We start from the raw sequence: 25,876 nt of genomic DNA, 5'->3' as shown, positions 1-25,876 counted from the left end.
GTGAGCCTTGCATCCCTGATCAAACGCCTTGAGGACATCATGCGTTCTGACCCCGGCATCGACGGCACCGCGCAGCGCCTCTCCCAGATCGTGTGGATTCTGTTCCTCAAGGTCTTCGACTACAAAGAGGAGGAAGCCGAACTCGATGACGACTACAGGCCGATAATCCCGGAAGGCTACCGGTGGCGCGATTGGGCGACCGGCGAATCGCTGAAGGACCAGCGCACCGGCGACGAGCTCATCGACTTCGTGAACAACCAGCTGTTCCCTGCACTGCGCGGCGAGGCCGTGGAGAACGGTAACGGCGCACGCATCATCCCGTTCCCCAGCACCACGCCACGCGCACTGCTGGTCAAAGAGTTCATGAACCGCAGCCACAACTACGCGGCCAACGGCATCCAGCTGCGCATGGTGCTCAACCTGTTCGACGAGGTGGACTTCTCCGACGCCGACGAGACCCACGAGTTCAACGACGTGTACGAGACCCTGCTGAAGTCCCTACAATCGGCCGGCAAGGCGGGAGAGTTCTACACGCCGCGCGCCGTGACCTCGTTCGCCGTCAAGCACGTAGATCCCCGCATCGGCGAGACCGTGGGCGATTTCGCGTGCGGCACCGCGGGTTTCCTCGTCGATTCCCTGCGCCACTTGGAACAGCAGGTGCAGCCGGGCGATACGAAGGCGATGGAATCGTTGCAAAACAGCCTGATTGGCCAGGAGTTCAAGCCACTGCCGTACATGCTGGGCGTCACCAACCTCATGCTCCACGACATCGCCCTGCCCAACATCACCTACGGCGACTCGCTCGACCGCAAACGCCTGCTCGACTACGAGGACGAGGACTGCGTGGACTGCATCGTCATGAACCCACCCTACGGAGGCATCGCCACCGAAGCCGACAAGGCAGCATTCCCCGCCGACTTGCGCAGCTCGGAAACCGCCGACCTGTTCATGTCGTACATCATCACCCGCCTACGCATCAACGGCCGTGCCGCCGTGGTTCTGCCCAACGGGTTCCTTGAAGGCGAGGACAACACGCGCATTGCCATCAAGAAACTCCTGTTCAAGCAATGCAACCTGCATACCGTGATTCGTCTGCCGGAAAGCGTGTTCGCCCCGTACACGCCTATTGACACAAATCTTTTGTTCTTCAATAAAACCGGTTCTACGCAGGAGACATGGTTCTACCGGTTCGACAAGCCTGATGGCTACAAGCATTTCTCCAAGACCAAGCCGCTCCTGCCGCAGCATTTCAAGCCGGTCGATGAGTGGTGGGACGCCCGCGTAGAGATCCCGGACCCGGACGTGGAAGGCGCTTGGAAAGCGAAGAAGTACACGGTGGACGAGCTCGTCGAGGGCAACTACCGTCTCGACAAGTGTGGCTATCCGCACGAGGACGAGGAAGTTCCGTCGCCCGACCAGCTCATCGGCAAATACAAGTCCGACAAGCAGCGCATCGAGACCGAGATCGACGCGCTGCTCATGCAGATCATGGACCTTATCGGCAACGATACGGAGGAAAACATATGAGGGACCTGAAGACCGCGCCCATCGCGGCGAAACTGCGTGCATCCATCCTCCAGCAAGCCATCGAAGGCAAACTCGTGCCGCAAGATCCAAACGACGAGCCTGCCAGCAAGCTAGTCGAACGCATCCGTGGGGAACGAGCTGAGCTTATCAAGCAGAAGAGGGCCAAGGCCCCCAAGGGCGGCGAAAGCGTCATCTGGAAGGACGGCAACGGCTCATGGTGGGAACGCCGCGGCAAAAGCGAGGCGGTCTGCATCGACGACGAGATCCCATTCGATATCCCGGCAAACTGGGTATGGACACGTTTAAGCAGCGTCATAGACCTTATCTCCGGCATTGATCTCAGCAAAGAGCAGTACAACGATTCGCATAAAGGCATACCGTATATAACCGGAGCATCTAACTTTGAATCTGGGGCAATAATAGAGAACCGCTGGACGGAGAACGCGAAGCGTATCTCGTTGCAAAACGATTTGCTATTCACGTGCAAAGGTACGGTTGGTGCAATGGCATACAACCCGTTCCCAGAGGCGCATATTGCGCGTCAAATCATGGCGGTGCGTGCATCGGGTACAAGTATGTTGCCTTATATTGAACTCGTATTACGAGCTAAGGTTGGACAGATTCAGAATAATGCGAAAGGCGTAATTCCCGGTATTGAGCGGGCTGATATTTTGGAGGCATTTGCCCCAATTCCACCGCTTGAAGAACAACGTCGAATATCAGAGCGCATTAACTCTCTGATGCCTATGTTGGACAAGCTCGAAATTCTAGAGAGAGAGAGCGATGCTGTAGATTCCGCGTTTTGGCGGGATCTGCCCCGTGCCGTCCTTCAGCAGGCCGTCCAAGGCAAGCTCGTGCCCCAAGACTCTGCTGAAGGAACCGGCTCCGAACTCGTGGAACGTATCCGCGAGAAGCGTCGCCGACTCGTCGCCGAGAAGAAGATCAAACCGATTAAAGGCGGCGAAAGCGTCATCCATCGTGATTCTGCCGGACACTGGTTCGAGACACGCGGCAAGAACGCGGCTGTTTGCATCGACGACGAAATCCCCTTCGATATTCCCGACAGCTGGACATGGGCGCGACTGGCTCACGCTTGTCAAGCTGTCGTGGATTGTCCCCATTCCACACCGAAATACCTCACAGAAGACACCGGCTATTACGCAATCGACACGAATTGCATGGACTATAGCTGGAACCAGACAGCCTCCCGCAACCTAGATAGAGCTTCATACGAAACAAGAACGTCGGCGCTGATTCCTGAACCCGGTGATTTGGTCCTCTCTCGTGAGGCATCCATAGGAAGGGCTGTAATTCTACAGGATGCAAACCATTGTCTCGGGCAGCGAGTCATGCTCATCCGAGGTGGGAATAGGCTTTGCTCTGTATATCTGCAACTGCTATTGACATCCCCATATGCGTGGGACCTGTATCGTGCTATGAATCAAGGTACCGGTGTGAAACACATCAACGTATCAGCCATCCGTAATCTACTAATTCCTATTCCGCCGCTTGCCGAGCAGCAGCGGATCGCCGAAAAAATCGCTGAGTTCAGGTCATTGATCGGAGAACGGTTCGCAGCAGCTTCCTGATCATTCAGTGCTTGCGCCCATTGCTGTCGTAGTCCACGCAGTAGTGGGCGCAAGCACAACGTTGGCGGACAAGTTGAAAAAATATGATGTAGTTTTCATTCCGGTTGTCTCGGTTTTCCGAGGACTTCGAAATACGAAATACCGGAATGGCTTCTAGGGACATCAAGCTATATCCATTGAATAGATGATTCGTCCCCGCGTACGTGCGGCCTTGAGCCCGGCATTGGTACGCTCCCGTATAAGATTACGTTCGGACTGGGCCAGTGCGGCGAAGATATTGAACACGAGAATGCCGCCGGGCGTGGTGGTGTCGTCCGCCGGCTCCGGCGATGTAGTCCGACGCTGATAGGCTGGCGGACAGCCGCGGAACGCGCGTGTGCGTGGATCCGCAATCATCCGAGCAGCATCCATGAACCCCTTGAAGGAGACCTGCATGGCCGAAAACACCGAACACCTCGCCCTGTGGGGCGGCCGCTTCACCTCCGGACCGTCCGCCGCGCTCGCCCGCCTGTCCAAGTCCACCCAGTTCGACTGGCGACTCGCCGACGACGACATCGCCGGCTCCCGCGCCCACGCGCGCGCCCTCGGCCGCGCCGGACTCCTCACCGACGACGAGTTGAAGCGCATGGAGGACGCGCTCGACACGCTCCAGCGCCACGTGGACGACGGCACCTTCGCGCCCATCGAAGACGACGAGGACGAGGCCACCGCGTTGGAACGCGGCCTCATCGACATCGCCGGCGACGAGCTCGGCGGCAAGCTCAGGGCCGGCCGCTCCCGCAACGACCAGATCGCCTGCCTCATCCGCATGTGGCTGCGCCGCCACGCACGCGTCATCGCCAAGCTCCTCATCGAACTCGTGAACGCGCTCATCGCCCAGAGCGAGAAGGCCGGCCGCACCGTCATGCCCGGCCGCACCCACATGCAGCACGCCCAGCCCGTGCTGCTCGCCCACCAGCTCATGGCCCACGCCTGGCCGCTGCTGCGCGACATCGAACGCCTCATCGACTGGGACAAGCGCATCAACGCCTCCCCGTACGGCTCCGGCGCGCTCGCCGGCAACACGCTCGGACTCGACCCGGAGGCCGTCGCCCGCGAACTCGGCTTCTCCCGCGTGACCGACAATTCGATCGACGGCACCGCCGCGCGTGACCTCGTCGCCGAATTCGCGTTCGTCGCGGCCATGACCGGCGTCGACATCTCGCGCCTTTCCGAGGAGATCATCATCTGGAACACGCAGGAGTTCGCGTTCGTCAAGCTCGACGACGCCTACTCCACCGGTTCCTCGATCATGCCGCAGAAGAAGAACCCGGATATCGCCGAGCTGGCGCGCGGCAAGTCCGGCCGCCTCATCGGCGACCTGACCGGCCTGCTCGCCACGCTCAAGGGCCTGCCCACCGCCTACGCGCGCGACCTGCAGGAGGACAAGGAAGCCGTGTTCGACCAGGTCGACACGCTCGAAGTGCTGCTGCCCGCGTTCACCGGCATGATCCGGACCATGCGCTTCGACGCGGAACGCCTCGAAGCCGAAGCCCCCACCGGCTTCGCGCTCGCCACCGACATCGCCGAATGGCTCGTCAAGAACGGCGTACCGTTCCGCCACGCCCACGAGCTTTCCGGCGCGTGCGTGAAGATCGCCGAAGGCCGCGGCCAGGAGCTGTGGGACCTCACGGACGAGGACTTCATCTCCACGTTCGCCGCGTTCCTGCCGGCCGAGAAGGCCCCGGGCGTGCGTGAGGTGCTTTCCAGCCACGGCTCCGTCGACTCCCGCAACGGCAAGGGCGGCACCGCCTACGGCCGCGTGCGCGAGCAGATCGTCGACGCCAAGCGCGAGGTCGAGGAGCTCAAGGTCTTCGCCGACTCCACGTCCGACGGCCCGTCGTACAAGGCCCCCGGCACGTTCTAAAGTACGTCGTCGCTCCCGCTGGCGGGAGCTGGACCGCGTAGCGGGACTGAGGGTGGTTCGGGGCCGGACTCCTGACCACCCTCAGTCGTCTTCGACGACAGCTCCCGCCAGCGGGAGCGGGGAAGGAGGGGCTTCGACCGATTGCTGTCAGTGGGAGCGGGGGAGGATGTCATCGTCGACATCTACACTGGGCTTCAGCACGAACGGGAGCCGCAAGGCTGAGAGGAAGCGCCAGCTTCGACCGGGGAACTTGACGCGGATTATGCCGCCGTAAGGAATCGTCTTCTTTCGCCAAGGCCTCGGGAGCCTCGAATGTCCCAACGCCCCCGTTCGCACCAGATAACCAAGCCGTGTGGCCGGGCATCCGCGCCGCATGGTCGCATGACCGGGTTCATGAATGGGCGCACCACTTAGGGTACGGTTCCTTTCGTGCACCCTTTTTTGATATCCGGACCGAGAATCCGGAAGGGAGAACGAGGACTTATGCAGGTCAACGGAGAGCAGATCACGCTCGACGCGCCCGTCAGCGTCGCCGAGTATCTCGAAGCGCACGGTTTCAGGGCCGAACGCGTCGCCATCGAGCTCAACGGCGAGATCATCCCGCGCGACAAGCGCGGCGAGGCGATGCTCGACGACCAGAGCGTCATGGAGATCGTCCAGTTCGTCCAGGGCGGCTGAGACGTGAAGGGGCTGGTCCGCATGGCCACCCTCAGTCCGCTTCGCGGACAGCTCCCGCCAGCGGGAGCGGGAAGGAACCTCGGTCCTGGTCCCGCCAGCGGGAGCACAATAGACATCAACCCAAGGAAGGGGAATATCATGAGCAACATCAATCCGGTCACCGAAGCGTCCGTCGAGGCGACGCCGCTGCCGCCGCAGCCCTCGGTCGTCAACCCGGTCGGCACCGCCGCGCCGATCCTGCCCGTCGAAGACAAGCCGCTCAACCTCGGCGGGCACGAGTTCCACTCGCGCTTCATCCTCGGCTCCGGTCGCTACGACCTGAACCTCATCAAGGCGACCGTCGAACATGCGGGCACCGAGATCGTCACGATGGCGCTGCGCCGCGCCACCACCACCGAGAACAGCGTGCTCGACTACATCCCCGAAGGCATCACGCTGCTACCGAACACGTCCGGCGCGCGCAACGCCGAGGAGGCCGTGCGCATCGCCCGCCTCGCGCGTGAGGTGTGTCACACCGACTTCGTGAAGGTGGAGATCGAGCACGAGACCAAGTATCTCCTGCCGGACAACGCCGAGACCATCCGTGCCACCGAGATGCTGGCCAAGGAGGGCTTCGTCGTCATGCCGTACATGTTCCCCGACCCAATCGCCGCACGCCAGCTCGAGGAGGCGGGCGCGGCCGCCGTCATGCCGCTCGGTTCGCTCATCGGCTCCAACATGGGCCTGCGCATGCGCGACTTCATCAAGATCATCATCGCCAACGCGAACGTGCCGGTCATCATCGACGCGGGCATCGGCCGGCCCAGCCAGGCCGCCGACGCGATGGAGATGGGCGCTGACGCGGTCATGGCATACACGGCCGTCGCCTCCGCCGGCAACATCCCGCTCATGGCCGAGGCGTTCAAGCACGCCATCGACGCGGGCCGCGCCGCCTACCTCGCCGGGCTCGGCAAGGTGACGGAGGGACAGGCCGTGCCGTCCAGCCCGACCACGGGGTACCTGCACTGAGACTACCCCTCAGTCCGCTTCGCGGACAGCTCCCCTGACAAGGGGAGCCGGAGTGAGGGCCCATCGGACGGGTGGCTCGCAGACAAGGGGAGCCGAGAATGAAGGAGAGTAATGGCGTTTTCGGATGAACAGCTTGAACGGTATTCGCGGCATCTGATCCTCAAGGGGTTGGGCGTCAAGGGGCAGAAGCGGCTGCTGGAGTCCAGCGTGCTCATCGTCGGCGCGGGCGGGCTCGGCTCGCCGGCCGCCCTCTACCTCGCCGCCGCAGGCGTGGGCCGCATCGGCCTCGTCGACGGCGACGTCGTGGACCTGAGCAACCTGCAACGCCAGATCATCCACACCACCGCGTCCGTCGGCGAGCCGAAGGTCGAATCGGCGGCCAAGGCGATCCGCGCGCTCAACCCGGACGTCACCGTCGAGACGCACCACACGCTCGTCAACGTCGGCAACGTCGCGGACCTCATCGCCCCATACGATCTGGTCATCGACGCGACCGACAACTTCTCCGCGAAGTTCCTCGTCAACGACGCGTGCGTGCTTGCCGGCAAGCCGTTCATCCACGCGGGCGTCGTCGGATTCGCCGGACAGGTGATGGACGTCGTGCCGGGCGCGGGCCCCTGCTACCGATGCATCTTCCGTGACATGCCCGCGGCCGGCGAGATCCCCACCTGCCGCGAGGCGGGCGTGCTCGGCGCGGTCGTCGGCGTGATCGGCAGTCTCGAGGCGACGGAGGCGGTCAAACTGATCGCCGGCGTGGGCGAGCCGCTCGTCGCGCGCATGCTCACCGTCGACGCGCTCACGATGAACATCCGCCGTGTGCCGCTGCCCAAACGCGTGCCCGATTGCCCGGTGTGCGGCGAACATCCGACCATCACCGCGCTCGACCCGGACCGCTACATCCAACCCACCTGCGCCATCTGACAGAGAGAAGGGAACCAATGCCCATCGCATGGCATGCCGATAGCGACGCCGCCGACGCGGCCATGACCGCGCCCGACACCGCTGAATCCGCGATCCGCCGCATCACGCCGGCTGAATTCGCCGCACTCGACAAGCGGAACGTCACGCTGCTCGACCTGCGCGAGCCGGCCGACGTGGCCGCACATCCGATCGAAGGCGCGATCAACGCGCCGCTCGACCCGCTCGCTCAGGTCCTCAAGACCGTGCCGGTGGGACGCACCGTCGTCGTCTTCTGCGCGGAAGGCTGGTGGAGCGAGGAGGTCGCCGAGATCCTCGCCGACCGCGGCTACGACGTGGCGAGCCTCGAAGGCGGATTCCGCGCCTACCGCGAGTATCTGGACCGACAGACGCAAGGGGAATGACCAAAACCGGCGGTCCGCCGGAACGTCGGTCCCGCCCGTCTGCAATCGCCTTGTGAATCATCCCCGCGGACGAGCGCTCCCGACACATCCCCTTCGTACAATCGGCACCGAACGGAAACCGATTGATAGGGGATCGACATCGTGGGACGTCTGCTCACCCGAACGCAGATACGGCGGATCGTCGCCGAAAACGGGCGCGAAGTGCTCGCGCACCCGAACATGCAGCGCGAACGCGCGAACTACCAACACGGCAACGTGTCGACGTTCGCGCACTCCATCCGCGTGGCGTGCCTCGCCGTCTGGCTCGCCGACCGTGCGCACCTGTGGGACCGCGTCGACCTGAAGTCGCTCGTGCGCGCCGCGCTCCTGCACGACTATTTCCTCTACGACTGGCATGACTGGGACGGCGGCGCGCACCGGCTGCACGGGTTCACGCACGGCAACGCCGCGCTGCTCAACGCGATGCGCGACTTCCGTCTCAACGCGATCGAACGCGATTCGATCTCCTGCCACATGTTCCCGATGACGCCCACCGCGCCCAGCTACGTGGAGGGGTGGCTCGTCACCGCCGCCGACAAGCTGTCCGCCACGCACGAGACGTTCTCGCTCGACCGGTTCAACAAAGACAAGGACGGCAAGGACGAGGAGCGCGCGCGATGACGATGCTCCTCCTCGAATACCTGTTCCTGTGGTATCTGTTCTACAGCTTCTGCGGCTGGGTGTACGAGTCGGTCCTCGTCTCCGTGCAGCAGCGCCGCCCCGTCAACCGCGGCTTCCTCAACGGCCCGCTGTGCCCGATTTACGGCACGGGCGCGGTGCTCGCCATCGTCGTGTTCGGCGGCCAGCGCGATCCGGTGGTCGTGTTCCTCGTCTCCTCGGTGGGCGCGTGCATCCTCGAATACTTCACCTCCTGGGCGATGGAGGAGCTGTTCCATGCCCGCTGGTGGGACTACTCGCATTTCCGCTTCAACCTGAACGGCCGCATCTGCCTGCTCGGCGCGATCGTGTTCGGCATCGGCGGCGTCGCCATCGTCGACGTCGTCCAGCCGCAGGTGGCGCGCGTCACGGCGATGATTCCGCTGGTCATGATCCACGTGATGTGCGCCGTGTTCCTCGTCGCCATCACCGTCGACGCGGTGGTCACCGTGGTCGGCATCGTCGACTTCGAGAAGAGCCTCGAACAGTTCCAGACGGCCGTCGCCAAGTACGGCGACGCGTTCGGCGAGGTGCGCGAGAAGGTCGGCGGCGCGATGGGCGAGGCGACCGGACGCGCCGCCGAGCTCGCCGCGGGCGTCGCCGCCGGCGCGAACGAGCGCCTCGGCGGCGTGCCCGGCAAGGTGGGCGAGACGATCGGCGAGAAGGTCGGCGGCACCTGGCATTCCGGCAAGGAGATGTCCACCGAGCTGATGCTGCGCATCCGCGAGACCGCCGGCAAGGCCTTCAACCGCCAGCAGCGCCGTATGATCGCCTCCTTCCCGCGCCTCAAGGCGACGCGCAACGACGAGGCCCTCCAGCAGCTGCGCGAGGCGTTCGAGAAGCTGCGCCGCAACGGCCGGTGATGACGCGCGTCACGGCGCACATCGCGGCGCATGCTGCGTCGCGGGCGATGCCGCATGCGTGCCGCGCGGCACTGTCGCCGCGGCATGCGAGACTGGTAGGCGCTCGGAATCCGGGCGCATCCAAGACAATACCCACAATTCGATAGGGAGAGCGACCAGTTATGGCTCACGTCATCGACTTCAAAGAAGCGGGGTTCGACACCCTGCTCGATGAGCTGGAATGGCGCGGGTTGATCTCGCAGTCCACGGACCGCGATCGACTCGCAGAAGCGTTGAACGGGGAGCCGATCGCCTATTATTGCGGCTTCGACCCGACGGCCGCCTCCCTGCACATCGGCAACCTCGTCCAGCTCATCAACATGCGCCACCTCCAGGCGGCGGGCCATCACCCGATCGCCCTCGTCGGCGGCGCCACGGGCCTGATCGGCGATCCGCGCCAGTCGGGCGAGCGCACGCTCAACCCGAAGGACGTGGTGGCCGGCTGGGCCGAACGCCTCAAGAAGCAGATCGGCGGCATCCTCGTCACCGACGGCGACAATCCGGTGCGCTTCGTCTCCAACTACGACTGGACCGCGCAGATGAGCGTCATCGACTTCCTGCGCGACGTCGGCAAGAACTTCCGCCTCGGCACGATGCTCGCCAAGGACACGGTCGCCCGCCGCCTCAACTCGGAGGAGGGCATCTCCTTCACCGAGTTCAGCTACCAGGTGCTGCAGGGCAACGACTTCCTCCATCTGTACGACGAATACCACTGCACGCTCGAGCTCGGCGGCTCCGACCAGTGGGGCAACCTCACCTCCGGCCTCGACCTCATCCACAAGGTGCGCGGCGTGGACGTCAACGTGTTCACCAGCCCGATTATCACCGACGCGTCCGGCAAGAAGTTCGGCAAGTCCGAGGGCAACGCCGTCTGGCTCGACCCGACGATGCTCTCGCCGTACAAGTTCTACCAGTTCTGGATCAACCGTCCGGACGTGGAGATGGAGAGCCTGCTGAAGGCGTTCACGTTCCTGCCGAAGGCGGAGATCGAGCGTCTCGTCGAGGAGTCGAAGACCAATCCGGGCCGTCGCGAGGCGCAGAAGGCGCTCGCCTGGGAGGTCACCAGCTTCGTGCACGGCGAGGCCGCCACGCAGGCCGCGATCGACGCCTCCGCCGCCCTGTTCGGCCGCGGCGGCGACCTCAAGGACATCGACGCGGAGACGCTCGAATCGGTGCTCGACGGCTTCAAGGTCGTCGATGAGAACGGCGGGCACGTGTTCCCGTCCGTCGAGGCTGGCGTGCGCGTGATCGACGCCGCGCAGGCCGCCGGTCTGTTCAAGACCGTCTCCGAGGCGCGCCGCGCCATCAAGTCCGGCGGCGTGTACCTCAACAACGCGCGCGTGGAGAGCGACGAGGCGACGCTCGGCGAAGACGACTTCCTGCAGGGCCGTTTCGCGTTGATCCGCCGCGGCAAGAAGGCGCTCGGCGCCGTCGAGAAGCGCTGAACCGGCGCGCGTCCGTTCGCGCATACGCGCATCATCCAAGACTTTCGTAGTAGAGAAAGGCATACACAACATGGCAGAAGGCAACGAGCGTTCCGGCAAGTCGTTCGGCGGCCGCAAGGGCGGCTACGGCCACGGTTCCGGCCGTCCCGGCTCCCGCGGCGGCAACGGCTTCAAGCCGCGCGGCAAGGGCGGCTTCCATAAGGGCGGTTTCCGCAAGGACGGCGAACGCGGCGGCTTCCGTCGCGACGGCGAGGGCCGTGACGGCGAACGTCGCGGCGGCTACCGCAAGGATTTCCACAAGGATGGTTTCCGCAAGGACTTCCATCGTGACGGCGATCGTGATTTCCGTCGCGATGGCGATGGCGATCGTCGTGATTTCCACAAGGGCCCGCGTCAGGGCGGCGATCGCGATTTCCGCCGTGACGGCGAGCGCCGCGGTTACGGCAAGTCCGGCGGTTTCCATAAGGGCGGTTTCCGCAAGGACGGCGAACGCGGCGGCTTCCGTCGCGACGACGACCGTCGCGGTGGTTTCCGCAAGGACTTCCATCGTGACGGCGATCGTGATTTCCGCCGTGACGGCGATGGCGATCGTCGTGATTTCCACAAGGGCCCGCGTCAGGGCGGCGATCGCGATTTCCGTCGTGACGGCGGCTCCCGCGGCAACGGCGGATTCCGTCGCGATGACCGCCGTGACTTCCACCGTGACGACCGTCGCGGCGGCAAGGGCGGTTTCCGCAAGGACTTCCATCGTGACGGCGATCGCGATTTCCGTCGTGACGGCGAGCGCGACTTCCGTCGCGATGACCGTCGTGACGGCGAGCGTCAGGGTTTCCGCAAGGACTTCCACAAGGACGATCGCCGTGATTTCCATCGTGACGACCGCCGCGATGACCGTCGTGACTTCCGTCGCGACGACCGCCGGGACAACCGCGGCGACCGTGGCGGCAACCCGCGCTACCAGCGCGACGACTCCCGTCGCTTCGACGACCGTCGCGAGGGCGCTGCGCGCCGCAACGGCGAAGGCGCGGTGAGCTTCCCCTCGCAGAACCCGTACACCGACCGTCGTCCGAACGAGCCCCGCATGCCGAAGGGCATGGTGTGGGGCATGCTCTCCAAGGACGAGAAGGAGCGTCTGCGCGGCCTGTCCAAGGAGCACGCCGAGAACATCGGCCTGCACATCCTCGCCGCGTACACGTTGCTCGACGACGATCCGCAGGCCGCGCTCGAGCACGCCCAGTGGGTCGCCAAGCAGGCCTCCCGCATCGACTTCGCGCGTGAGACGCTCGCGTTCGTCGCCTACCGCAAGGGCGACTACAAGCTCGCGCTCAAGGAGTTCCGCACCGCGTACCGCATGAACGGCTACCTCGACTACCTGCCGTTCATGGCCGACTGCGAGCGTGGCCTCGGCAACCCGAAGAAGGCCATCGAGATGGCCGTCTCCGACGACGCCAAGTACCTGAAGGGCGAGTCCAAGGCCGAGATGTTCCTCGTGTACGCCGGCGCGCTCGGCGATCTGGAGCATTGGGACAAGGCCATCGAGATCGTGCACACGCTCGGCCGTTCCAAGGGTCTGGCCGGCAGCTACCGCATGCGCGCCCTGCAGGCCGAGCAGCTGTTCCTCGAGGAGGCCGGCCGTTCCGACGAGGCCATCGCCCTCGACCAGGTCATCGAGAAGCTGGAGAACCAGTACGCCGACTTCGACGAGGACGAGGAGAGCGACGACGTGATCATCGACCACGATCTCGAGCACCTCGACGATCCGGACGTGCTCGCCGAGCTCGGCATCTCCGAGGACGACGCCCAGTACGCGCCCGAGGACGAGACCGAAGAGTCCGACGAGGAGTCCGACGACTCCGATGAGACCGAATCCGAGGACGGGGCCGAGACCGCCGAAGGCGAGTCCGAGTCCGAAGCCCACGCCGAGGAGGAGACCCAGGAGGATTCCGAGGAATCCGCCGACGGCGAGACCGCCGACACCGACGAGACGCAGGCCCCGGCCGAGGAGGCCGCCGAAGGCGCCGAATCCGACGACGAGCCGGAACAGGCTTCCGACGAGGCCGCTGAGGAGACTCCGGAAGAGTCCTCCTCCGACGAATCCGAGACGACCGAGGCGTGAGCGGACGCATGACGCGATTCCTCAAAGGCACCACGGCCCCGATCGCCGAAGCCTACAAGCTCGCGCTGCTCGACCTCGACGGCGTGGTCTACCGGGGCAAGAACCCGGTGGAGCACGCCGCGGCGTCCATCCGCGCCGCCGAGGCCGCCGGCTTGACCATCGAATACACGACGAACAACTCGTCGCGTTTCCAGCACGTCGTCGCCGACCAGCTGAAGGGCTTCGACCTCGACGTCGAACCCTGGCAGGTCATCACCTCCTCGGTGGTGGCCGCCCGCATGGTCGCCAAGGCCGTGCCCGCCGGCTCCACCGTGCTCGTCGTCGGCGCGGAGCATCTGCGCGAGGAGGTCACGCGCGCCGGACTCGTCGTCACCGACGATCCGACCGCCAAGCCCGCGGCCGTCATCCAAGGCTGGTTCCCGGAGATGACCTGGCAGATGATGGCGAACGCCGCGTTCGCCGTCGAGGCCGGCGCCACGTACTTCGTGACCAACCGCGACCTGACCATCCCGCGCGAACTCGGCATCGCGCCCGGCTGCGGCTCGATGATCCGCGCGGTCATCGCCGCCACCGGCGTCGAACCGGTCGCCTCCGCCGGCAAGCCCGAATCGTACATGTACGACGAGGCGCGCGAACTCAACGCGTCCGGCGGCCAGTCGCTCGTCCCGAAGGACGAGTCCATCGCCATCGGCGACCGACTCGACACCGACATCGAGGCGGGCAACCGGGGAGGCTACGACTCCCTCGCCGTGCTGACCGGCGTCACGAACCCGCATGAGCTGATGCTCGCGCCCACGCACCTGCGTCCCACCTACGTGGCGCCGGACCTGCGCGCGCTCGGCGAGACCATGCCCGAACCGTGCGACCACGGCGACGGTCGCTGGACGTGCGGCGACGCCGAGGCCACGCTGGACGCGGCCGCCGGCACGTTCGCCGTCTCCGACGCGTCGAGCGTGGACGCGCTGCGCGCCGCGATCTGCGCCGCATGGCAGGCCGTCGACGCCGGCGTCGACATGACCGCGATCACGCTGCCGGAGTTCACGCTGTGAGCGACGGCGATACCGTGAACGGCGTCGCGAACGACGCCCCGGCCACGCCGTCCACCGGCGACATCGCCGACGTGCTGCCCGGCTTCGACCAGATGGACGACGACGGGCGCATCGCCGCGTTGCACGGCCTGCTCGACGAGCTGAAACGCGAACTCGACGCGATCGGCGACTGACACCGACTCACCACACCGGCGCACCAGCCATGGAACGGGAGGGAACGAGAATGACGAACGACGGCATCACCTCGTACGAGGCCGATGACGAGCCGATCGACATGCCCGACCGTCTCGACCTGTGGCTCGTCGCCGGGGGAGTGGTCGACTCGCGCTCCAAGGCGCAGCGGCTCATCAAAGGCGGGCACGTCACCGTCAACGGGAAGGTCGTGACCAAGCCCGCCTACGCGATCGGCGACGCCGCGCACACGCGCATCGTCGTCGACAAGGGCGACGACTACGTCTCGCGCGGCGCGTACAAGCTCGTCGGCGCGTTCGACGTGTTCTCCGCGCACGGACTGCCCGAGCCGGCGGACCTCGACTGCCTCGACATCGGCGCGTCCACCGGTGGGTTCACGCAGGTGCTGCTGCGCCGCGGCGCGCGACGGGTCGTCGCGCTCGACGTCGGCCACGGCCAGCTCGACCCGCGCGTCGCGAACGACCCGCATGTCATCGAGATGAGCGGCGTCAACATCCGCGACGTCACGGCCGACGGGCTGCCGTACGCCCCGGCGATGATCGTCTCCGACGTCTCCTTCATCTCCCTGACCTACGTGATTCCCGTGATCGCGCGAATCGCCGCGCCCGGCGCGCACATCGTGCTGCTCGTCAAACCCCAATTCGAAGTGGGGCGTGCGGGGCTCGACCGCCACGGCGTCGTCGTCGACGCATCGTTGCGGGAAAAGGCGTTGGACGACGTGACCGCATGCGCGCGCGAACACGGCCTCGACGTCGTCGCCACCGCTCCGAGCCCCATCGAAGGCACCCACGGCAACGCCGAATACCTCCTCTACGCGCGCGCCTGAGGGCGATCAGCGGTTGCCGGCGTGGATGAAGCGGTCGATCTGGTCCTCCTTGCCCATGATGACCAGCTCGTCGTTGCGGTGCATGATGAGCTCCTTCGAACCGTACTGGAACTCCTTGCCCGGCGATTTGATGCCGACCACGGTGATGCCGTAGCGCTCATCCACCTGCGCGTCCTCGATGGAATGGCCCACCGCGTGCGAGGGCGTGTGGATCTTCACGACCGTGTGCGCGCCCTCGATTTCGATGTAGTCCAGATAGTTGCCGCTCACCAGATGTCCGACGCGCTTGCCGGCGTCGGTCTCCGCGTTGATGATGTGCCGCGCGCCGATGCGCTGCAGGATGCGCGCGTGCTGCACGGACACCGACTTCGCCCACAGGTCGGTGACGCCCGCGTCCAGCAGGTTGCCGGTCGTGATGACCGACGCCTCGACGCTGTCGCCGATGGCGACGACCGCCGTGTCGAACTGGGAGGCGTCGATCTGCTCGATGGCGAGCACGTCGGTCATGTCCGCCTGGACGACCGGCACGTGCGCGGACCAGCGGGCCACCAGGTCGGGGTCCTTGTCGACGGCGAGCACATCCTGGCCCATCGCGTCGAGGGTCATGGCCACGGCGCTGCCGAAGCGGCCCAATCCCACGACCAGCACGCTCTTGCCTGATTTCGCCATTGCCTTGCAGTCCTTTCCGTGTGTTGCGAGATGTCGCGAATAATGCGGGGATTCAGCCGACCACGATCGGTTCGGTCGGGTAGCGCACCGCCTCCAGCGAACGGGGGCGGCTGATCGAATAGGCGATGGTCATCGGGCCGAGACGGCCCACGACCATCGTCGCCGCGAGAATCGCCAACGCGGCCGGATTGTCCTCGCGGGCTACACCCACCGTGTATCCGCCGAGGCCGAACGCCGAACAGGAGTCGAACAGCGCGTTCGTCAGCGACGAGCCGGAGACGAGCATGAGCGACAGGGACGAGACGAGCACGAGCAGCAGGCAGGTGCTGGTGATGCTCACCGCCGTCATCGCCACGTTCGTGTGGATGCGGTGGTGGAACGTGTTGATGTCCTTGTGGCCGGTGAACGAGGCCTTGCAGACGAGCAGGATCACCGCGAACGTGGTCACGCGGATGCCGCCGGCCGTCGACGTGCTGCCGCCGCCGATGAACATGATCACGCTCATGAACACCTTCGTCGGCTCGCTCACCTGCGGTACCCACGACAGGTCGAATCCGGAGCTGCGCGGCATGACGGCGGCGACCATCGCGTAGCGCATGCGCGTGTTGAAGCCCGCGTCCTTGAACAGGAACGGGTGGCCCCATTCGACGAGCAGGAACCAGGTGAGCGACATGGCGACGATGAAGAACGTGACGGAGAGCGTGATCTTCGTGTGCAGGCTCCATCGTTTCGGCGGCACGTGCCCGCGCGCGCATTTGAGCAGGTTGAGGATCACGGGGAAGCCGAGCGTGCCGAGGAACGCGGAGAGCATGATCGGCAGGCCCACGCCCCAGCTGTTGACGTGCAGACCGGCCGTGTCGGGCGTGAAGCCCGCGTTGTTGTACGACATGACCGCGAAGAACAGCGACTCCCACAGGGATTTGCGCCAGTCGCCCTCGTTGACCTTGAGCAGGCCGGGGAACAGCGCGATGAACGTCACGGACTCGATGAACATCGTCGTGCCGATGACGACGGTGAGGACGCCGCGGATTTCGCTGAGCTTCGACGTGCCCAGCTCGCTCGCCGTGAGCAGGCGCTGCGTCGACTTCATGTGATGGTTGATGGCGAGCGTGATGAGCGAGGCGAACGTCATCACGCCGATGCCGCCCAGCTGCACGGAGACGAGCAGCACCGCCTGTCCGAACGTCGTCCAGTGCGTGGTCGAGTTGACGATCGAGATGCCGCACGTGGACAGCGCGGAGACGGCGGTGAACATGGCCGTCGAGAACGTGGTCGTCTCGCCTTCCGGCGTGGACGGCGGGATGAGCAGCATGGTCGTCGAGGCGATGACGAGCACGATGAAGTAGATGATGGTCAGGCGCCCGGGGTGGGAGACCAGATGCTGGACGATGGTGCGTTGGCGAGGCGGACGTCCGTCGCCGGCCTCGGACTGCGCGAACGTGTTGCCGGAGAACCACCACGCGTAGCCGCGCGAGGCCTCCCGGTTGGAGGAGGATTGGTCGAAGACGGGATCCGCCATGTACCCTCGCCCCTCCTTGTCCGTCCGTGGTGTCTGTCTCATGGTGCTCCCGGCGTGCGCCGGCGTATGTGAGGCCATTGTAGGCGTGCATGTCGAGAAACCGCGCGTGCCGGCGTTCGGGAACGGGGTTTCCGACATCCGTTCGATTCGGTTAGGATGGGTGGCAGTTGTACTGTTCCGTCCATCCAAGGGGGAGTCGATGACCGGTGTTCGTCATGCGGTGGTGGTGACCCACACGCGGCTCAGGCAGAGCGGCACCGTCGTGTCCGACGTGGTGGGCAGGCTGCGCGACGCCGGATTCGACGTCTCCATCATCGACAATCTCGAACCGCCCGCGTTCGACGTGCAGCCGCCCGTCGTCGGCGACGACACGGAGATCGTCGTCGTGCTCGGCGGCGACGGCACGATCCTGCGCGCCGCCGAGCTCGTCCGGTGCACGAGCACGCCGATTCTCGGCGTCAACATGGGCCACGTCGGGTTCCTCGCCGAATTCGAGAGCTTCCAGATGGACGAGGCGATCCGGCGCATCGCCACCCGCGACTATTCGATCGACGAGCGCATGATCGCCCACGTGGACGTGTGGTTGCCGGGCGCGTCGACACCCATCGAGAACTGGGCGCTGAACGACATCACGTTGGAGCGTGCCGACCGTGGCAAGATGGTCGAACTGTCCATCAGCGTCGACGACGTGGAGATGAGCTCGTTCGGCGCGGACGGCGTCATCGTGTCCACGCCCACCGGCTCCACCGCCTACGCGTTCTCCGCGGGCGGCCCGATCATGTGGCCGAACGTGAAGGCGCTCCAATTGGTGCCGCTCGCCGCGCACGCCCTGTTCGCGCGCCCGCTCGTCATCGGCGCCGACTCCACGTTCACGATCACCATCCTCGACGATTCGATGTCCGGCGGATGGATCTGCTGCGACGGCCGCCGCCAACGCGCCCTGCCGAAGGGCACGCGCGTCGACGTGCGCGCCTCACACGGCACGCTGCGCCTCGCACGCCTCTCCGGCGCGCCGTTCACCGAACGCCTCGTCACCAAGTTCGACCTGCCCGTCGTCGGATGGCGCGAGCAGGCCGCGCACGGCGGCGCGAACCACGCCCAGCACGGCGTCGCCGCCGACTTCCGTTCCGCGTACACGGACCACTCCGACTACCACCATGACGGCGACGGGGAGGCGCGCCGCTGATGCTCGAGGAACTCTCCCTGCGCGACCTGGGCCCGATCAGGTCCGCCGTCATCACCCCCGCCCACGGCATGACCGCCATCACCGGCGAGACCGGCGCCGGCAAGTCCATGCTGCTGAGCGCACTGTCATTGATTTCCGGCGGTCCCGCCAACGCGAAACGCATCTCCGTCGGCGCGTCCGAAGCATGGGCGCAGGGCATCTTCGCCGTCGACGACGCTGACGACGATGCCCACGCCGCCGACACGGCGGACGAGACGGTCGGCGACGACGCGGACGACGACGAGGCGCTCGCCGGCGGCGTGCTCGCCATCGCGCGCCGCGCCGGCGTCGAACCCGAGGACGGCGAACTGTTCCTCGCACGTACCGTGCGCGCCACCGGACGCTCGCGCGCCGTGCTCGGCGGCAAGACCGTGCCGCGCTCCGTGCTCGCCGCCGTGGCCGGCGAACTCGTCACCATCCACGGGCAGGCCGAACAGCTGCGGATCGCCTCCGCAGCCCGCCAACGCGACTTCCTCGACCACGCCGCCGACGATGGGCGCGAACTCGCCGCCTACCATGCGGCATGGCGCGAACTGGCCGACATGGACGCGAGGCTCGAACGCCTGCGCTCGCAGGAATCCTCCGCCCGTGCGCAGGCCGACTACCTGCGCGAATCCGTGGACCGCATCAACGCGGTCGACCCGCATCCGGGCGAACTGGAGGAGCTGAAGGCGAAACGCGACCGCATCGAGAACGCGGCGGACATCGCCGAAGGCGTGTCCCACGCGCTCGCCGCACTCGACCCGTCGCAGCTGGAACTCGCCGACTCGCCCGCCGAGGCGCCCGGCGCCTCCGACCGGATCCTCGAGGCGGCGCAGGCGCTGCGCTCCATCCACGTGTCCGACGGCGGGTTCGACGAGCTCGCCGACCGGCTCGAATCGGTGAACGCCGACCTCGCGGACATCGTCTTCACCCTGTCCGGGCATCTCGGCGAGGACATCGGCGAGGCGGACCTCGACACGCTGAACGCGCGCATCCACGACCTCGACGAGCTCACGCGACGTTGGGGACCGGGCGTCGAGGACGTGATCGCATGGCGCGACAAGGCCGCGTTCGACATCGAGGACCTGGACGCCTCGCCCGAGAAGCTCGCCGAACTGGAGGCCGAACGCGACCGGTTGCACGAGGTCGCCGCGACGGCCGCCGCGCGCCTGCACGAGGCGCGCGAGGCGGCGGCGAGCCGTCTCGCCGCGCGCGTCACCGAGGAGCTCTCCTCGCTCGCCATGGACGGTGCTTCGCTGGAGATCCGCGTCACGCCGCGCGAGGGGGCCGACGCGCTCGACGCGAACGGCGGCGACGACATCGCGTTCCTGTTCACCCCCTACGAGGGCTCGCCGCAGCTGCCGATGGGCAAAAGCGCGTCCGGCGGCGAACTGAGCCGCCTCATGCTCGCCCTCGAGCTGTCCGCCGCGGACATGCACGCGGGAGGCGGCTTCGCGGACGGCGGGGATGCGGACGCCGACGACGCGGGGGAGCGTGGTTCGACGCCGTCCGACATGACGTTCATCTTCGACGAGGTCGACGCGGGCGTCGGCGGCAAGGCGGCGGTCGAACTCGGCCGGCGTCTCGCCCGTCTCGCCCGCAGCTCGCAGGTCATCGTCGTCACGCACCTGGCGCAGGTGGCCAGCTGGGCCGACTCGCAGTTCGTCGTCACCAAGGAGCCACCGGACGCGGACGACGACGATCTGGGCGTCGTCACCACCGTGGCCGAGGTGCGGGACACGGCGCGCGTCCACGAGGTCGCGCGCATGCTCTCCGGCAGCGAGTCCGAAGCCTCCCTCGACCACGCCCGCGAACTGCTCGCCTCATCCAGGCTCCCGCTGGCGGGAGCTGGCGGCGAAGCCGACTGAGGGTGGTATCCAAGCCGGTCCCCGAGACGAGGGGCCGGCAGCCGTAGACCGACTGGGAGAGACAGACATGACATCACGCAAGGCCGCCATCTTCGATCTCGACGGCACGCTCCTCGATTCGATGGGCGTGTGGGATCAGGTCGACATCGATTTTCTCGCCAAGCGGGGCATCGCCGTGCCTGACGACTACATGGCCAAGGTCGCGCCGATGCAGTTCCGGCAGATCGCCGAATACACGATCGCGCGTTTCGGTCTCGAGGACACGCCCGAGGCGCTGATGGACGAATGGGACGAGATGGCGCGCGTCGCCTATGCGACCACCGTCGAGGCGAAGCCGGGCGCGCTCGGCTATCTGCGCGACCTGAAGGCGCGCGGCGTGCGGCTCGCCGTCGCCACCTCGCTGCCGCCGCGTCTCAGGGAACCGGCGTTGCGGCACGTGGGCATGTTCGACCTGTTCGACGCCATCGTCTCCGTCGACGACGTGAACGACGTGGGCAAGGACCGGCCGGACGTCTACCTGCTCGCCGCCGCCCGTCTCGGCGTGGAACCATGCGACTGCACGGTGTTCGAGGACCTGCTCGTCGCCGTGCGCTCCGCGAAGTCCGCGGGCATGCGCGTATGGGCCATGCACGACGACTCGTCCGATGCGGACTGGGCCACAATCTGCGACGAGGCCGACGGCGTCCTCTTCGACTTCCACGACGCGCCCCGCGACCTGTAGGGCGTATACTGGCCGCAACATACGACGAACGATATACGTGATATACGGTCGGGGGTTGGCGACGGCATGGATGGCATCAGATTGGGCACATGGCTGGGATATGCCATGCTCCTCGTGATGCTCGCGCCCGTCGTCATTCCCGCCGTGCTGGTGCAGGAGGTCACGCGGCATGTCGCCGCGACACGGCTTGCATTGTTCTCACGTGGAGGTCTCGTCGTCCGACCGGCGTCGTTCGCCGTCCTGCTTACGTTGACCGTCGTGACGCTGTCCATCGGCATGGCCGGCGGGTTCGCGTCCGACACGTCCGGTACGGCGCTCGCCGTCGTCGCGTTGGCCGCATCCTGCGCCGTCATCGTGATTGCGACGGTCGTAGGCGTCGCTGTACATGCGCTCGCCCTCTGCGCGTCCTGCGCCGGCCGCAAGCCGTTGCCGCGTGATTTCCGCTTCGATGCGGTGTTGTGCGACAAGGTGCGCTCGTGGGCGCGCCCGCAATGGGTGCCGCGTTGGGCCCGTTACACGCTTCCCGAACCGCGAATCTGAATTTTCCTCTTCTGTTTGCTCATGTACGCCGTGACATGGTCACGGCCGGTTCCTCTCATATTCAGATTCGTCATCGTGCCGGTCCCGGTCCATGCAGGACCCGGACCGTTATCCGGAAAGCGTTTAGCATCATGAATGCCCTCATGCCCCTGTTCCGACCCATCGAATGGGTCATCGCCCAACTACTCACCCTCATCCATGCCGTGTTCGTCGCCGCCGGACTGCCGGACGGTCCCGATCCCGCATGGTGCCTGTCCGTCATGTGCCTGGTCGTCGTCATCCGCGTATGTCTGATCCCGCTGTTCGTCCGTCAGCTGCGCGGCATGCGGGCGATGCAGGCCATCCAGCCGCAAATGCAGCGCATCAGGCGCAGATACGCGGCACGTAGGGATCAACGTTCCCGTGAGGCATTGCAACGCGAGCTCATGGCGTTGCAGCGTGAGCATGGCGCCGAACCGCTCGGCTCATGCATGCCCGCGATGATCCAGGCGCCGATCCTATGCTCCCTGTACTACGTGCTGCAGTCGCTGCCCTCCATCGCGTCGGGCAAGGCCGAGCCACTCGGTGCCATGGATCGTGTGCTTGCCGGCAGCGTCGAATCGTCATCGGTGTTCGGCGTGCGTCTGTCCGAAACATTCGGTACGGCCGAATCCGTGGGGCCTCGCGCCGTCATCGGCATGGTCGTCGCGGTCATGTGTGTGTCGTTGTTCGCGATGCAATGGATGCTCATCCACCGCAATACGCCGAAGGATACGATGGATTCTCCGCAGTTCCGCATGCAGAGGATGACGGTGTTCGTCTTCCCGGCCATCTACGTGGTCTCGGGCGTGGCGTTGCCGTTCGGCGTGCTGCTCTATTGGATGACGAACAATCTGTGGAACCTCGCCCAGACGCTGGTCCAGCTGCATTGGTTCCCCGCTCCCGGCTCCATCGCCGCGGAACGCAAGGACGAGCGGGGCCACCGACGCGAGAACGGCCGTCGTGCCGCCGCCGGTCTGCCCTCCCTCGAGGAGGAGAGCGCCGCCAAGTCTCGTGCCGCCGCCCAAGCGCGGCGTGAGCGGGAGTCGGTGCGTGGTGGCCGTGACTCCCACTCACGCCGGCGACTGACGCCGGTCAAATCCCGTCGCCGCTAAAGGACTCGTTCCGGTTCGGCTTCAGCGCACCGGCATGAGGTCGGAGGGGCGTTCGGCGGCGAAACGCTGCGCCTCGAGCTTCTCGCCCTCCTCACGCTCGGCGGCCTCGGCGGTGATGCGGCCGGTGAGGCGCGCGATCGGCGCCTGGTAGACCACTTCGCCGAACGTGCGCCCGCCGCGCTCCACGACGCCTTCGTGACGGTCGACCTCGACGAACCCGAGGGATTCGACCATGTGGCGGGCGCGCAGGTTGAACGACCACACCTTGACGGTGATCTTCTTCGCCTTGAGCTGTTCGGCGGCCAGCGTGATGCCGAGCTTCATGGCCTGGTTGCCGAAGCCGCGATCCTGATAGTACGGGCCGATGAGCACCGACATCGTGGGATCACGGTCCGGTTCCCCGCCGTCCCAGGCGGAGACGAATCCGATGGGGTTGCCGAACGGGTCGAGCACCGTCCGCCCGAAACGGGTGTCGTCATCGACGTCGCTCCATTCGTGAAACAGGCGTTCCGCCTCGTCGTCGGTTGTCTCGTCCAGGGTCTTCCGGCAGCCGTCGGCGACGGACGGGTTGTTCCACCACCGTGCGAACAGCGGATAATCGGACGGTTCGGTCTTGCGCAGCGTAACAGCGTTGTTGTCAGGCATGATTGCTCCCTTCGTCTCGCCATTGTAGGCATGATGCGTGCGGCGGCGCGACGGTGTTAACCGGCTATTCACATGGGGGCCGTCTCTCCCGCGGTCGGATCCTTCGACTGTTATGTTCACGACATTGACAGTTGGCGATAACAGTTATACTGTTGTGTATAACAGTTGAACAGCTGAAATGAAAAAAAGGCATCGACCACGGGAAAGGGGCATAGGTGAAGCTGATCATCTCATCCGTGTCCGGCGAACCCATCTACGAGCAGATCAAGACCCAGATTCGTTCCGCCGTGCTCGACGGCGATCTCAAGGCCGGCGAGGCGCTGCCCTCGCTGCGCAAACTCGCCAGGGAGCTGCGCATCTCCGTCCTCACCGTCATCAGGGCATACAGCGAACTGGCCGACGAGGGCATGGTGCAGAACATCCAGGGCAAGGGCACGTTCGTCATGGACAAGGGCAACGAACTGATGAGGCGTCAGTTGGAGTCCCGGGTCCGTGGCGCGCTCGCCGAGGCGGTTTCCGCCGCCGGGGCCGCCGGCCTCTCAGAGAAAGAGCTGGGGAGGATGCTCGCGGAGGAATACCGCAGGCAACAGTCCCGAAAGGGGGCATCATCATGATTATCGCATCATCCACGACGAACGCCGCCGTGCCGCCGGCGCTGTCCGTCACCGGCGTGACCAAACACTACGGGTCCGGCTTCACGCTCGACGACGTGACCTTCGACCTGCCGGCCGGATACATCATGGGCCTCATCGGCCCGAACGGCGCCGGCAAATCCACGCTCATCAAGCTCATCCTCAACATGATCCGCCGCGACGCCGGTTCAATCCACGTGTACGGTCTCGATAACCTCATTGATGAGGAGGCCGTCAAGGAGAGCATCGGCGTGGTCTTCGATTCCAGCTACTTCATTGAGACCTGGATGGTGGACACGGTGGAGAATGCCATGGCACCCATGTACCCCACGTGGGACCATATTGCGTTCGATGCGTATCTGAGACGTTTCGGTCTTGCGCGCAAACGGCTGGTCAAGGAGCTGTCGCGCGGCATGCAGATGAAACTCATGCTCGCCGTCGCGCTCAGCCACGACGCGAAACTGCTCATCCTCGACGAGCCCACCAGCGGCCTCGACGTACTCGCCCGCGACGACCTCATGGACCTCCTGCAGGACTACATCGCGGACGGGACGCGCAGCGTGCTGTTCTCCACGCACATCACCTCCGACCTGGAACGCGCCGCCGACCTCATCACCTACATCACCGGCGGGCGGCTTCACTACACCGGTCCGAAGGACGAATTCACCGAATCGTTCCGTATCGTCAAAGGCGGCCCGGACGATTTGACAGCCATCGCGTCCGTGGCAGTGGGGTTGCACCGCTACGCCACCGGTTTCGACGCGCTCGTGCGTGTCGGGGATGCGGCGCGCGTTTCCGGCCTCGACGTCGAACCCGCGACCATCGACGACATCATCCGGCTGACCAACGTGCCCGGTGCGGTCGCCGCCGCGGACGACGAAAGGGGTGCATGATGAGCGGGGCCCTCGTGCGCGGACCGGCCGTGGCCGCACGGTCGCAGGCGGCGTGGAGATCCATCCTCCGCGCCTACCGCATGGACTGGTGCAGGATCTCGTCGCCGGGAAAGCTGTTCATTCCCTTCATCGTGGTGCTCCTGCCCGGACTCGTCCTCCTTATCGCGGTGACTGGCGGCGATATCCGCACCGACGGGGGCGGGGCCGCCTATGCCGCCGTATCCGGCGCGTCCGTGTGGATGTACATGATCGTTCCGATGTACGCCTTCATGTACGAGCAGCAGAACGGCGCCGCACGGCTCAGCGGGCTGATGCCCGTGACCCGGCGCAGGCAGGTCGCGGGGCGGTATCTGCTTGTGCTCACCTGCACTGCGCTCGTGACCGTCTCCTGGCTGCTGGCCGCCGCCGTGCAGGTCACGTTCGGCATGGCCGACGTCACGTCGATCCTCTCGTCCGTGGCGGTGACGGCCGGCCAGTACCTTGTCACACAGGCCCTGCTTTGCCCGCTGCTGTACCGGTTCTCGACGCGGAAGGCGCTCCTCTGGTTCGCTGCGTCCGCGCTGATCGGCTTCATCGTAAGCATGGGGTCGTTCACCGCCGCCATGCGCACGACGCCGTCCGATGCGCTCGGCGGGTTCGTCGGCGCCTTCAACGACGCCGTCGCCATGCTGGCGGGCCATCCGGGGGCGTCGGCGGCCGCGTTCGTCCTGTTCTCCCTGATTGCGCTCGCCGTCTCGTACCGCCTGTCGGTGCGCATCTACGAAGGAAGGGAGTTGTGATGACGTCGGCTGTG

At 65.7% G+C, this 25,876-nt stretch carries 26 protein-coding genes; 22 read left to right on the top strand and 4 right to left on the bottom strand.

Annotated features, from left to right (window positions below; translation table 11 throughout):
• Complete coding sequence (locus AC1AYP_RS04680) at positions 1–1,527, top strand: class I SAM-dependent DNA methyltransferase (RefSeq protein ID WP_476546928.1); 1,527 nt, start codon at positions 1–3, stop codon at positions 1,525–1,527.
• Positions 1,524–3,116: a restriction endonuclease subunit S gene (locus AC1AYP_RS04675; protein ID WP_476544861.1), complete on the top strand. Its 1,593-nt coding sequence runs from the start codon at positions 1,524–1,526 to the stop codon at positions 3,114–3,116. The genes AC1AYP_RS04680 and AC1AYP_RS04675 overlap by 4 nt, the downstream gene beginning before the upstream one ends.
• Positions 3,117–3,278: 162 nt before the next feature.
• Here the strand turns inward: AC1AYP_RS04675 and AC1AYP_RS04670 are convergent, their stop codons facing one another.
• Positions 3,279–3,563, bottom strand: a complete 285-nt coding sequence (locus tag AC1AYP_RS04670) for a recombinase family protein (protein ID WP_476546926.1) — start codon at positions 3,561–3,563, stop codon at positions 3,279–3,281.
• On the opposite strand from AC1AYP_RS04670, the gene argH reads away from it, so the two are divergent.
• From argH to AC1AYP_RS04610, 12 genes are all read left to right on the top strand, one after another.
• On the top strand, positions 3,550–5,022 hold the full coding sequence (gene argH / locus AC1AYP_RS04665) for an argininosuccinate lyase (RefSeq protein ID WP_476544863.1): 1,473 nt from the start codon (positions 3,550–3,552) through the stop codon (positions 5,020–5,022). The genes AC1AYP_RS04670 and argH overlap by 14 nt on opposite strands.
• 483 nt (positions 5,023–5,505) lie before the next feature.
• Complete coding sequence (gene thiS, locus AC1AYP_RS04660) at positions 5,506–5,700, top strand: sulfur carrier protein ThiS (protein WP_476532820.1); 195 nt, start codon at positions 5,506–5,508, stop codon at positions 5,698–5,700.
• Positions 5,701–5,838: 138 nt separating this feature from the next.
• Positions 5,839–6,708 (top strand): thiazole synthase, encoded by an 870-nt coding sequence (locus tag AC1AYP_RS04655; protein WP_101621613.1) that lies wholly within the window; start codon positions 5,839–5,841, stop codon positions 6,706–6,708.
• A gap of 111 nt (positions 6,709–6,819) precedes the next feature.
• A complete protein-coding gene (gene thiF / locus AC1AYP_RS04650; RefSeq protein WP_476546923.1) occupies positions 6,820–7,629 on the top strand; it encodes a thiazole biosynthesis adenylyltransferase ThiF in 810 nt (269 codons plus the stop codon).
• A gap of 17 nt (positions 7,630–7,646) precedes the next feature.
• The gene (locus AC1AYP_RS04645) at positions 7,647–8,030 is read left to right on the top strand and encodes a rhodanese-like domain-containing protein (RefSeq protein WP_476546921.1); all 384 of its coding nucleotides are present in this window, start codon (positions 7,647–7,649) and stop codon (positions 8,028–8,030) included.
• Between the two features lie 141 nt (positions 8,031–8,171).
• Positions 8,172–8,690 (top strand): HD domain-containing protein, encoded by a 519-nt coding sequence (locus AC1AYP_RS04640; RefSeq protein ID WP_476546919.1) that lies wholly within the window; start codon positions 8,172–8,174, stop codon positions 8,688–8,690.
• A 2-nt stretch (positions 8,691–8,692) separates the two neighbouring features.
• On the top strand, positions 8,693–9,589 hold the full coding sequence (locus AC1AYP_RS04635) for a putative ABC transporter permease (protein WP_476547015.1): 897 nt from the start codon (positions 8,693–8,695) through the stop codon (positions 9,587–9,589).
• Between the two features lie 161 nt (positions 9,590–9,750).
• The gene (gene tyrS / locus AC1AYP_RS04630; RefSeq protein WP_476502106.1) at positions 9,751–11,073 is read left to right on the top strand and encodes a tyrosine--tRNA ligase; all 1,323 of its coding nucleotides are present in this window, start codon (positions 9,751–9,753) and stop codon (positions 11,071–11,073) included.
• A 70-nt stretch (positions 11,074–11,143) separates the two neighbouring features.
• A complete protein-coding gene (locus tag AC1AYP_RS04625; RefSeq protein WP_476546917.1) occupies positions 11,144–13,189 on the top strand; it encodes a tetratricopeptide repeat protein in 2,046 nt (681 codons plus the stop codon).
• 8 nt (positions 13,190–13,197) lie between these two features.
• Positions 13,198–14,238, top strand: a complete 1,041-nt coding sequence (locus AC1AYP_RS04620) for an HAD-IIA family hydrolase (protein ID WP_476547013.1) — start codon at positions 13,198–13,200, stop codon at positions 14,236–14,238.
• Positions 14,235–14,411 (top strand): hypothetical protein, encoded by a 177-nt coding sequence (locus AC1AYP_RS04615; RefSeq protein WP_476546915.1) that lies wholly within the window; start codon positions 14,235–14,237, stop codon positions 14,409–14,411. The genes AC1AYP_RS04620 and AC1AYP_RS04615 overlap by 4 nt, the downstream gene beginning before the upstream one ends.
• 50 nt (positions 14,412–14,461) lie before the next feature.
• A complete protein-coding gene (locus tag AC1AYP_RS04610) occupies positions 14,462–15,256 on the top strand; it encodes a TlyA family RNA methyltransferase (RefSeq protein WP_476546914.1) in 795 nt (264 codons plus the stop codon).
• Positions 15,257–15,262: 6 nt separating this feature from the next.
• Here the strand turns inward: AC1AYP_RS04610 and AC1AYP_RS04605 are convergent, their stop codons facing one another.
• On the bottom strand, positions 15,263–15,925 hold the full coding sequence (locus AC1AYP_RS04605; RefSeq protein WP_476546912.1) for a potassium channel family protein: 663 nt from the start codon (positions 15,923–15,925) through the stop codon (positions 15,263–15,265).
• 52 nt (positions 15,926–15,977) lie between these two features.
• Positions 15,978–17,444 carry a potassium transporter TrkG gene (locus tag AC1AYP_RS04600; protein WP_476546910.1) on the bottom strand — a complete coding sequence of 489 codons (1,467 nt, stop codon included), beginning with the start codon at positions 17,442–17,444 and terminating at the stop codon, positions 15,978–15,980.
• Positions 17,445–17,643: 199 nt separating this feature from the next.
• On the opposite strand from AC1AYP_RS04600, the gene AC1AYP_RS04595 reads away from it, so the two are divergent.
• The 5 genes from AC1AYP_RS04595 (at position 17,644) to yidC (ending at position 22,913) form a co-directional block, all read left to right on the top strand.
• On the top strand, positions 17,644–18,630 hold the full coding sequence (locus AC1AYP_RS04595; RefSeq protein WP_476546908.1) for an NAD kinase: 987 nt from the start codon (positions 17,644–17,646) through the stop codon (positions 18,628–18,630).
• Entirely contained in the window at positions 18,630–20,519 is a 1,890-nt protein-coding gene (locus AC1AYP_RS04590) for a DNA repair protein RecN (RefSeq protein WP_476546906.1), read from the top strand. The genes AC1AYP_RS04595 and AC1AYP_RS04590 overlap by 1 nt, the downstream gene beginning before the upstream one ends.
• A 67-nt stretch (positions 20,520–20,586) precedes the next feature.
• Positions 20,587–21,240 carry an HAD family hydrolase gene (locus AC1AYP_RS04585; RefSeq protein WP_476546905.1) on the top strand — a complete coding sequence of 218 codons (654 nt, stop codon included), beginning with the start codon at positions 20,587–20,589 and terminating at the stop codon, positions 21,238–21,240.
• Between the two features lie 66 nt (positions 21,241–21,306).
• Entirely contained in the window at positions 21,307–21,780 is a 474-nt protein-coding gene (locus tag AC1AYP_RS04580) for a hypothetical protein (RefSeq protein WP_034526326.1), read from the top strand.
• 143 nt (positions 21,781–21,923) lie between these two features.
• Positions 21,924–22,913: a membrane protein insertase YidC gene (gene yidC, locus AC1AYP_RS04575; RefSeq protein ID WP_476502116.1), complete on the top strand. Its 990-nt coding sequence runs from the start codon at positions 21,924–21,926 to the stop codon at positions 22,911–22,913.
• A gap of 21 nt (positions 22,914–22,934) precedes the next feature.
• Here the strand turns inward: yidC and AC1AYP_RS04570 are convergent, their stop codons facing one another.
• Positions 22,935–23,558, bottom strand: a complete 624-nt coding sequence (locus tag AC1AYP_RS04570; RefSeq protein WP_084686035.1) for a GNAT family N-acetyltransferase — start codon at positions 23,556–23,558, stop codon at positions 22,935–22,937.
• A 215-nt stretch (positions 23,559–23,773) separates the two neighbouring features.
• On the opposite strand from AC1AYP_RS04570, the gene AC1AYP_RS04565 reads away from it, so the two are divergent.
• From AC1AYP_RS04565 to AC1AYP_RS04555, 3 genes are read left to right on the top strand one after another with little or no spacing between them, the layout of a single operon-like run.
• On the top strand, positions 23,774–24,172 hold the full coding sequence (locus tag AC1AYP_RS04565; protein WP_476546903.1) for a GntR family transcriptional regulator: 399 nt from the start codon (positions 23,774–23,776) through the stop codon (positions 24,170–24,172).
• Entirely contained in the window at positions 24,169–25,083 is a 915-nt protein-coding gene (locus tag AC1AYP_RS04560) for an ABC transporter ATP-binding protein (RefSeq protein ID WP_476546901.1), read from the top strand. Before AC1AYP_RS04565 ends, AC1AYP_RS04560 begins: the two co-directional genes overlap by 4 nt.
• Entirely contained in the window at positions 25,080–25,862 is a 783-nt protein-coding gene (locus tag AC1AYP_RS04555) for an ABC-2 transporter permease (RefSeq protein ID WP_476546900.1), read from the top strand. Before AC1AYP_RS04560 ends, AC1AYP_RS04555 begins: the two co-directional genes overlap by 4 nt.
• Positions 25,863–25,876 lie beyond the last annotated feature (14 nt).

This window comes from Bifidobacterium sp. LH_424, assembly GCF_056356895.1.
Note: the sequence above shows the minus strand (reverse complement) of the source record. Positions and strands in the feature narration are given on the sequence as shown.

Coding starts and splice junctions, on each gene's coding strand:
- AC1AYP_RS04675 (WP_476544861.1), top strand. CDS start 1,524: ATGAGGGACCTGAAGACCGCGCCCATCGCGGCGAAACTGCGTGCATCC.
- argH (WP_476544863.1), top strand. CDS start 3,550: ATGGCCGAAAACACCGAACACCTCGCCCTGTGGGGCGGCCGCTTCACC.
- thiS (WP_476532820.1), top strand. CDS start 5,506: ATGCAGGTCAACGGAGAGCAGATCACGCTCGACGCGCCCGTCAGCGTC.
- AC1AYP_RS04655 (WP_101621613.1), top strand. CDS start 5,839: ATGAGCAACATCAATCCGGTCACCGAAGCGTCCGTCGAGGCGACGCCG.
- thiF (WP_476546923.1), top strand. CDS start 6,820: ATGGCGTTTTCGGATGAACAGCTTGAACGGTATTCGCGGCATCTGATC.
- AC1AYP_RS04645 (WP_476546921.1), top strand. CDS start 7,647: ATGCCCATCGCATGGCATGCCGATAGCGACGCCGCCGACGCGGCCATG.
- AC1AYP_RS04635 (WP_476547015.1), top strand. CDS start 8,693: ATGCTCCTCCTCGAATACCTGTTCCTGTGGTATCTGTTCTACAGCTTC.
- tyrS (WP_476502106.1), top strand. CDS start 9,751: ATGGCTCACGTCATCGACTTCAAAGAAGCGGGGTTCGACACCCTGCTC.
- AC1AYP_RS04625 (WP_476546917.1), top strand. CDS start 11,144: ATGGCAGAAGGCAACGAGCGTTCCGGCAAGTCGTTCGGCGGCCGCAAG.
- AC1AYP_RS04620 (WP_476547013.1), top strand. CDS start 13,198: ATGACGCGATTCCTCAAAGGCACCACGGCCCCGATCGCCGAAGCCTAC.
- AC1AYP_RS04610 (WP_476546914.1), top strand. CDS start 14,462: ATGACGAACGACGGCATCACCTCGTACGAGGCCGATGACGAGCCGATC.
- AC1AYP_RS04605 (WP_476546912.1), bottom strand. CDS start 15,925: ATGGCGAAATCAGGCAAGAGCGTGCTGGTCGTGGGATTGGGCCGCTTC.
- AC1AYP_RS04600 (WP_476546910.1), bottom strand. CDS start 17,444: ATGGCGGATCCCGTCTTCGACCAATCCTCCTCCAACCGGGAGGCCTCG.
- AC1AYP_RS04595 (WP_476546908.1), top strand. CDS start 17,644: ATGACCGGTGTTCGTCATGCGGTGGTGGTGACCCACACGCGGCTCAGG.
- AC1AYP_RS04590 (WP_476546906.1), top strand. CDS start 18,630: ATGCTCGAGGAACTCTCCCTGCGCGACCTGGGCCCGATCAGGTCCGCC.
- AC1AYP_RS04585 (WP_476546905.1), top strand. CDS start 20,587: ATGACATCACGCAAGGCCGCCATCTTCGATCTCGACGGCACGCTCCTC.
- AC1AYP_RS04580 (WP_034526326.1), top strand. CDS start 21,307: ATGGATGGCATCAGATTGGGCACATGGCTGGGATATGCCATGCTCCTC.
- yidC (WP_476502116.1), top strand. CDS start 21,924: ATGCCCCTGTTCCGACCCATCGAATGGGTCATCGCCCAACTACTCACC.
- AC1AYP_RS04570 (WP_084686035.1), bottom strand. CDS start 23,558: ATGCCTGACAACAACGCTGTTACGCTGCGCAAGACCGAACCGTCCGAT.
- AC1AYP_RS04560 (WP_476546901.1), top strand. CDS start 24,169: ATGATTATCGCATCATCCACGACGAACGCCGCCGTGCCGCCGGCGCTG.
- AC1AYP_RS04555 (WP_476546900.1), top strand. CDS start 25,080: ATGATGAGCGGGGCCCTCGTGCGCGGACCGGCCGTGGCCGCACGGTCG.